Annotated in this window: 8 protein-coding genes; 4 read left to right on the top strand and 4 right to left on the bottom strand. The window is 67.8% G+C overall.

All coding sequences use genetic code 11. From position 1 onward, the window contains the following. The first annotated feature begins 378 nt into the window (after positions 1 to 378). Positions 379 to 579 carry a ferredoxin gene (locus ON27_RS34755; RefSeq protein WP_043737333.1) on the top strand — a complete coding sequence of 67 codons (201 nt, stop codon included), beginning with the start codon at positions 379 to 381 and terminating at the stop codon, positions 577 to 579. A gap of 63 nt (positions 580 to 642) precedes the next feature. Further along, positions 643 to 1,866 carry a cytochrome P450 gene (locus ON27_RS34750; RefSeq protein ID WP_043737330.1) on the top strand — a complete coding sequence of 408 codons (1,224 nt, stop codon included), beginning with the start codon at positions 643 to 645 and terminating at the stop codon, positions 1,864 to 1,866. A gap of 122 nt (positions 1,867 to 1,988) precedes the next feature. Here the strand turns inward: ON27_RS34750 and ON27_RS34745 are convergent, their stop codons facing one another. After that, entirely contained in the window at positions 1,989 to 2,255 is a 267-nt protein-coding gene (locus ON27_RS34745) for a hypothetical protein (protein WP_043737327.1), read from the bottom strand. Next, on the bottom strand, positions 2,255 to 2,884 hold the full coding sequence (locus ON27_RS34740) for a TetR/AcrR family transcriptional regulator (RefSeq protein WP_051047335.1): 630 nt from the start codon (positions 2,882 to 2,884) through the stop codon (positions 2,255 to 2,257). The genes ON27_RS34745 and ON27_RS34740 overlap by 1 nt, the downstream gene beginning before the upstream one ends. Before the next feature lie 114 nt (positions 2,885 to 2,998). Here ON27_RS34740 and ON27_RS34735 point away from each other — a divergent pair, with 114 nt between their 5' ends. Together ON27_RS34735 and ON27_RS34730 are read left to right on the top strand one after the other, a co-directional pair. Next, positions 2,999 to 3,568 (top strand): hypothetical protein, encoded by a 570-nt coding sequence (locus ON27_RS34735; RefSeq protein ID WP_157227697.1) that lies wholly within the window; start codon positions 2,999 to 3,001, stop codon positions 3,566 to 3,568. Between the two features lie 223 nt (positions 3,569 to 3,791). Beyond that, positions 3,792 to 4,583 carry a vinculin family protein gene (locus ON27_RS34730; RefSeq protein ID WP_043737322.1) on the top strand — a complete coding sequence of 264 codons (792 nt, stop codon included), beginning with the start codon at positions 3,792 to 3,794 and terminating at the stop codon, positions 4,581 to 4,583. A 188-nt stretch (positions 4,584 to 4,771) separates the two neighbouring features. Here the strand turns inward: ON27_RS34730 and ON27_RS34725 are convergent, their stop codons facing one another. Both ON27_RS34725 and ON27_RS34720 read right to left on the bottom strand, forming a co-directional pair. Beyond that, on the bottom strand, positions 4,772 to 5,230 hold the full coding sequence (locus tag ON27_RS34725) for a hypothetical protein (RefSeq protein WP_157227696.1): 459 nt from the start codon (positions 5,228 to 5,230) through the stop codon (positions 4,772 to 4,774). A 41-nt stretch (positions 5,231 to 5,271) separates the two neighbouring features. Further along, complete coding sequence (locus tag ON27_RS34720; RefSeq protein ID WP_043737317.1) at positions 5,272 to 5,520, bottom strand: hypothetical protein; 249 nt, start codon at positions 5,518 to 5,520, stop codon at positions 5,272 to 5,274. Between the last annotated feature and the right edge of the window lie 480 nt (positions 5,521 to 6,000).

The following is a 6,000-nucleotide window of genomic DNA, read 5'->3' as shown; positions in this document are numbered from 1 at the left end:
ACCCGGCCATTCTGCCGTGGACGACCGGCGGTCGGCGGGGCGCCCGTCCCCTCGGTGGCAACCGCTCCCATGGCGGCGGCGACCTGGGCCGGACGATTTCCGATCGTCGCCCGGCGACAGCGTGGGCAGTCGTCGGCGCTCACGGGCTGATCGGCCAGGTTGCGACGGTCACGAGCTGCGGTAGGACCAGGTCGAACACATGTCAGTGGACGTGTCAGGCCGGTGTCAGGTCGGTATCAGCCGAGCTGGCGACAGTATCGACGTGAACAGTTCAGCGATCGCAGCTTCCGGGCTGAAGGCATACGGGGACAAGTTCCCGCTGCGCACCGACGCGCTTGCTTACGGCGTGCGCCCCCGCACCCGGACGGGGGGTAACCCATGAAGCTCCGGGTGGACCGTGAGCGCTGCATCAGCGCCGGTATGTGCGTACTGACCGCCCCCGACGTGTTCGACCAGGACACCGAGGACGGCCGGGTGGTGCCGCTGGACCTCGCGCCCGCGCCCGAGCGGGAGGCGGCCGTGCGCGAGGCCGCCCAGGTGTGCCCGTCCGGCGCGATCACCATCCTCCCCGGCGACTAGCCGCATGGAGGGCGTCCGAGCTGTGTCGATCGAATCCGTACCAACCACAAGGAAGAAAGCCTGATGAGTGAAGTAGTTGCCATCCCACACGGCCTCCCCATGGAGCGCGACGCGAGCCCCTTCGACCCGCCCCGCGCGATCACCCGCCTGCGCGAGGCGCGCCCGGTCAGCCCCATGATCTTCCCTGACGGTCACGAGGGCTGGCTGGTCACCGGCTACGACGCGGTCCGTCGGCTCATTGCCGACACCCGGTTCAGCTCCCGCCAGGACATCGGCATCCTGCACGTGCCGTACGAGACCGGCATGCCCGTCGCTACCGAACCGTCCCCGCAGGTGCCGGGCTTGTTCGTCGCGATGGACCCGCCCGACCACACCCGGCTGCGGCGCAAGCTGACCGGCGCGTTCACCGTCCACCGCATGAAGCAGCTCGAAGCGCACATCGGCGACATCGTCGAACGGCAGCTGGCCGAGATGGCGAGCCTGACCCCGCCGGTCGACCTGGTGAAGGCGTTCGCGCTGCCGGTGCCCTCGCTGGTGATCTGCGAACTGCTCGGCGTCCCCTACGCCGACCGGGAGAACTTCCAGGTCAACTCCGCCAAGTTCCTGATCAAGGAACAGCCGCTCGAGGAGAAGATGGCCGCCTACGGCGCGATGACGACGTACCTGGCCGAACTGGTCATGCGCAAACGCGCCGAACCCGGCGAGGACATCCTGTCCGACCTGGCCCGCCACGACGACCTCACCATCGAGGAGCTGACGGGCATCGCCTTCCTGCTGCTGCTCGCGGGCCACGAGACCACCGCGAACATGCTGGCGCTGGGCACCTTCGCGCTCCTCGAGCACCCCGAGCAGCTGGCCGAGCTGCGCGCCGACCCGGATCTGCTGCCCGGCGCCGTCGAAGAACTCCTGCGCTACCTGTCCGTCGCCGACATCTTCTATCGGTACGCCACCGAGGACATCGAACTCGGCGGCGAGACGATCAACAAGGGATCGACCGTCGTCGTCTCGCTGCTGGCCGCCAACCGTGACCCGCAGCGCTTCGACAACCCCGACACCCTGGACATCCACCGCAAGGCTCGCGGCCACCTGTCCTTCGGCCACGGCGTCCACCAATGCCTGGGCCAGCAACTGGCCCGCATCGAGATGCGCGCCGGTTTCGCCGGCCTGCTGCGCCGCTTCCCGACCCTCGCACTCGCCATCCCCGCCGGTGAGGTGAGACTGCGAACCGACATGAATATCTATGGCGTGCACGAACTGCCGGTCACCTGGACGAAAACAGCACGGTAGGACCGGGCGCGTCGCCCGTCTGGGACCGCCCCTTCGTGGCCTGTCTCAGGGGCGTTCCAGAGAGAGGCCGAGCACCAACGCAGTCGCCCTACATTCCGGAGGAACTCAGGGCGGAGATTCGATCAATCCCCGCCCTGAAGCAGACTGCGCCCCTCGTCACGTTCGCGCTCGAGTCCAAATCGAGCGTGGTGTTGTGCGGGGATGCCGACGGCTTCGACTCGACCGCTGTCGGCGACCATGTCGAGGGCGGCGCCAGTGGGCCCGGCGCGCCCTGGCTTCGAGCACGACATCGGGCTTGCGACGCCGAGCACGTCGCGGACGTCGGGTTCGATCTTCCACCTCCGCTGCACCGCCAAGGTCTGCGCGGCAGTCGCCGAAGGCGCGGACATCAGCGGGATACCCCGTGCAGGATGAGCGTGCGCTCGATGCAGCGCGCGATGAATTCGTCGTCGAGCGGGCCGTCGACTACCAGGAGACGGAAATATATCGGGGCGGCGAGGGTTTCGAGTACTTCGCGGGCATCGACGTCCGGCGGCAGCTCCCCGCGGTCGACGGCCCTGCCGATGACGTGCGCGGTCCGGTCGAAGCGGTCGTCCCAGAAGCGTCGGCGCGCCTCGGCGACCTCCGGATCGGCCGATAGGGCAATGGTCGTGCCCAGCAGCCGCGCGATGCCGGGGCGCGAGATCAGGTGGGAGATCTGTTCGGCGAGTTTCCGGAGATCGCCGCGCAACGTCCCGGTGTCGGGCGCGGGGTTGCCCGCCGCCGCCAATTCGGTGACGGTCTCGGCGATCAGGGCCGTGCGCGTGCCCCAGCGCCGGTAGATCGTCGTCTCCGCGACACCCGCCCTGGCCGCGACATCGCCGATGGTCAGCCCCTCGATCCCGTGTTCGGCTACCTGCTCCAGCGTGGCAGTCAGTACCGCGTCGCGCACGCGCGCCGACCGCCCGCCGGTCCGTTTGCGCGGGGCCGGGGGCGGTGACGGTTTCTCGATGCTCGCGTCGCGTCCGCGCTGATCCATGCCCCTGTTCTACTCGACGCGCGAGCCGTCGACGGGCGGACCGGGCCGCGAGCGGTTCGGTCAGCGCAGGTACGCGGTGATCCAGTTGCCGAACTCGCAGGCCCGATGCCACTCGTGTGCGGCGATGTACAGGCCGGGAACGGCCGCACCGCGCCGCTGCCTCGGTCGCTGACGATCTCGGTGGTCGAGATCGCCCATTGCGCGCCCGAAGCGGCGAGCGCGGTCCGCGTGGCCGCCTCGGAGGTCGCCAGTTCGGCGGCGAGCAGTGCCCGCAGTCCGTCCGAGCCGATCGGGATGCGCGCCCTCGACAGGGCCGACCGCGCGGCGGAGATGTCGTCCACGGCGACGGCGAATCGATCGATCAGAGAATCGAGCTCACCCCGCAACAGTCCGGCAAAGTCGGTCGACAGTCGCGCCGCCGCCGCCGACAGGCGTCGACGCTCCCATTCCACGACCCGGGACTGCTCGACCGGCGCACCGCCGATGAAGGTCCGCAGCCCGGTTCCGAAGACCGGGAACCCGGGATTCGCCCTCGCTGCGCCGCCGCCCAGGTACATCGCGGTCGCCGCAGTGGCGGCCGCTCCTGCGGTCCGGTTCATGAAGTTTCGCCTGGTCAGCATCGACGAATTCCTTTCGCCCGCTTCCCTGTTCGCGCGCGTCGGCGAGGGGTTCGAACAGGAGTGAAGTATTAACGCAAGCTGGACTTGCTTTAAGGTAGCATGGTGACTCGGGCCACCGCCGTCAACCGCGTCGGGCGATCAGAGCTAGGAAAACCTGCGTTCGCGAGGGTGTGAGAGTGCGTTGACGCTGGTCTGCCCGGCGTTAGCCGACCGCGCTTCCAGGGCGGGCGGACTTTGGTTGCCCGACGGAAGTGGCCGGAACGAAAACGGAGAGGAAGGCGAGGCTCATGGGCGAGTTCATCGCGATTCGGACGTACATCGGCGGCGAACAAGTCTCGCGAGAACAAGTACGAGCATGGGAAGCCCGCCGGGCCTCGGCGGTGCTGACCAAGCTCGCCCGCCGCGTGGGATCGCGAGCCTTCGCCGAACTCGCGCCGAATAAGCGTTCGGAGGGCCTGCTCGGCGCTCCGCTCGACGCGCGACGATCCGCGCTGACCTCGATGAAGACCCGCCTGGGTCACGCGGGCGTGTACGCCGCCCTTCGGCGTGACCTCGAGATCTCCGAGCGGATGACGCGCGCCGGGGTCGCGCTAAGCCGGGGCCGCACCGCGCACGCCGTCACCCGCCTGGAGGTTCCCGGTTACAGCGCCGAACGATTCGCCGCCTGGTTCTCCGACCTCACCGCCACCAACGCCGAGACCGATATGGTCGACGCCTGCCCCGACCACTACCTCCTGCGCGGCCTCCCCGACGGCCGCCAGGAAGTCGTCGAAACCACCGGCGGGTCACCCCTGGCCACCCGATTTCTCGTCGACTACGACAGAACCGAAGCGCTCACCATCCCCGCCGACCCCCGCTACCCCCAGCAGATCGCGGGCCAGGCCCTGCTCGACGACGGCCTCGTGATCGGCGGCGTACGACACCAATTCCTCGACCGCCGCAGAACAATGGAAGCCCTACTGACAGTGCAATTTCCGGCGAATCTGCCCGCCCGCTTCATTCACCAGCACCGATGGCACCTCGCCGTGGAATTCGGCAACTGGATCATCGCCGCCGCATCCACAGCCTCCAAGTCATGAGCCGAGTCCGGCTACACCTTGACGCCGATCACCTTTCCACCTAACGGCTTCGGACACGGCAAGGTGCCGATGCGCGTGAAGGTCGGTGGCTCCGATTCGACCGTCACCGTGCCCGGCCGACTCCACGGCTGGGCACGCTGCACCGTTGGCAGCTGGGTCGGCTTGGTTTCGAGCTCCTGGCCGCACAGTCACGCCGACCGCCACGGCAGGAGCCGACGAACCGCCTTTCGTCCCGAGGTGATGTGCGGGGGTTGCGACATCAGGGAATCCTTGCCCCGAATACACCACCCGAACGCAACCCACCGGTCGTCGTCATCGGTGATCACATACTCTTCGGCGCCCCCGAGAATGATCGCCTCGACCGCCGCGGCCGCCTGGGACGGCTTGTCCTCGAATTGGATTTCGTAGTCGGCGATGGCGCGGACGCACCAGCCCGTTTCGATGCGCACCGCGGCGTCGCCCATATCCACCAGTTTGATGTGTGGATTAGCCCCGCGCACTTCGGCTTCCGTGGACGAGGATCCGCTGGAGAGCACCAGGGTGCCGGGATTCGAAAACGTCTGGATGGCGTAACGCTCGGCGATGGCAAACACCTCCGAGCGGAACATCTCCCATTCCGTCCCGCTCACCCCGGCCTCCCAGTCCACTCGAAATCTTGCCCCGCCTCGGCACTACTTACGGCACGGATTCACCACCGTGTCCGAGTACTTCCACGCCGAGGATTGCGAGGGTACTCCCCCGTACACGCCGCCCCCGCGAGCAGCCGTCCGATCAGCAGTCGCAGGCTCGCGGCGCACAACTCATCGAGCGCGGCGGGCGGATGTATCAGCAGCGCGCGGCGGCTGCGGTGCCCGATCAGCAGGGTCCGCTGTCCGATCAACAGACCTACTCGGCGCCGCAGCCGGTACGGAACGCGGAAGTACCCGCCCTCGGTCATGGCGATGCCACCCGCGGGAACCGGGCGGGGCAGCAGAACCCCGGCTCAGCTCCAGACGAAAGCCCGGACGCCAGGACAGTGCGGTGAAGGTGATCTTGTCGAGGATCCGGCCTCCGTCTCCGACAGAGCAGAGTCCGTAGACGAGATCGTCATCGGCGGTACGAACCACGCGGTTCGTGACCTGCGGTCCGTAAATGAGTTCCTGCAACGGCGACTGCGGCGGGATGACCGGCGCGATCACCGCTGATCGCCCCTGTCAGCAAACTTTTCGCGATGGGGCGGTTGTGTCGCGATCTGGCAGACGTGTCAGCAATCGTTCCAGGTCAGAGTATGTTTCCACTGGTGGCCTCCGTGTGTGCGAGTGCACTCCAACACGCGGCTCGGGAAGGTGTCACGACTGACGTGAATCTGTGCGCGAGAGGGGACTTGAACACGAATTCGGACCACCGATGACGGCGATCCGTGCGGAAGACGCCTCTA

This window comes from Nocardia asiatica NBRC 100129 (assembly GCF_000308415.1).
GTDB lineage: Bacteria > Actinomycetota > Actinomycetes > Mycobacteriales > Mycobacteriaceae > Nocardia > Nocardia asiatica.
This window is presented reverse-complemented; position numbering and strand designations above follow the sequence as displayed.